1 rRNA gene is annotated in these 1,394 nt (G+C 56.1%); it reads left to right on the forward strand.

Going from position 1 to position 1,394, the window contains the following annotated elements:
• Positions 1 to 1,392 (forward strand): 23S ribosomal RNA (locus ACWDD9_RS43840); the annotation flags it as partial.
• Positions 1,393 to 1,394 lie beyond the last annotated feature (2 nt).

Genomic DNA, 1,394 nt, shown 5'->3' on the forward strand with positions numbered 1-1,394 from the left:
CTGAGACCTGATGCCGAGCCGATTGTGGTGAAGTGGATGATCCTATGCTGTCGAGAAAAGCCTCTAGCGAGTTTCATGGCGGCCCGTACCCCAAACCGACTCAGGTGGTCAGGTAGAGAATACCGAGGCGTTCGGGTGAACTATGGTTAAGGAACTCGGCAAAATGCCCCCGTAACTTCGGGAGAAGGGGGGCCATTCCTGGTGACGAGTCTTGCACTCCGAGCTGGGGGTGGCCGCAGAGACCAGCGAGAAGCGACTGTTTACTAAAAACACAGGTCCGTGCGAAGCCGTAAGGCGATGTATACGGACTGACGCCTGCCCGGTGCTGGAACGTTAAGGGGACCGGTTAGCTTGGATTCGTCCAGGCGAAGCTGAGAACTTAAGCGCCAGTAAACGGCGGTGGTAACTATAACCATCCTAAGGTAGCGAAATTCCTTGTCGGGTAAGTTCCGACCTGCACGAATGGCGTAACGACTTCTCGACTGTCTCAACCATAGGCCCGGTGAAATTGCATTACGAGTAAAGATGCTCGTTTCGCGCAGCAGGACGGAAAGACCCCGGGACCTTTACTATAGCTTGATATTGGTGTTCGGTTCGGCTTGTGTAGGATAGGTGGGAGACTTTGAAGCAGCAACGCCAGTTGTTGTGGAGTCGTCGTTGAAATACCACTCTGGTCGTGCTGGATGTCTAACCTGGGTCCGTGATCCGGATCAGGGACAGTGTCTGGTGGGTAGTTTAACTGGGGCGGTTGCCTCCTAAAGGGTAACGGAGGCGCCCAAAGGTTCCCTCAGCCTGGTTGGCAATCAGGTGTTGAGTGTAAGTGCACAAGGGAGCTTGACTGTGAGACTGACGGGTCGAGCAGGTACGAAAGTAGGGACTAGTGATCCGGCGGTGGCTTGTGGAAGCGCCGTCGCTCAACGGATAAAAGGTACCCCGGGGATAACAGGCTGATCTTCCCCAAGAGTCCATATCGACGGGATGGTTTGGCACCTCGATGTCGGCTCGTCGCATCCTGGGGCTGGAGTAGGTCCCAAGGGTTGGGCTGTTCGCCCATTAAAGCGGTACGCGAGCTGGGTTTAGAACGTCGTGAGACAGTTCGGTCCCTATCCGCTGTGCGCGTAGGAGTGTTGAGAAGGGCTGTCCCTAGTACGAGAGGACCGGGACGGACGAACCTCTGGTGTGCCAGTTGTCCTGCCAAGGGCATGGCTGGTTGGCTACGTTCGGGAGGGATAACCGCTGAAAGCATCTAAGCGGGAAGCCTGCTTCGAGATGAGCACTCCCACCTCCTTGAGAGGGTAAGGCTCCCAGTAGACGACTGGGTTGATAGGCCGGATATGGAAGCCCTGTGAGGGGTGGAGTTGACCGGTACTAATAGGCCGAGGGCTTGTCCTCAG

The organism is Kitasatospora sp. NPDC001119, from assembly GCF_053598475.1.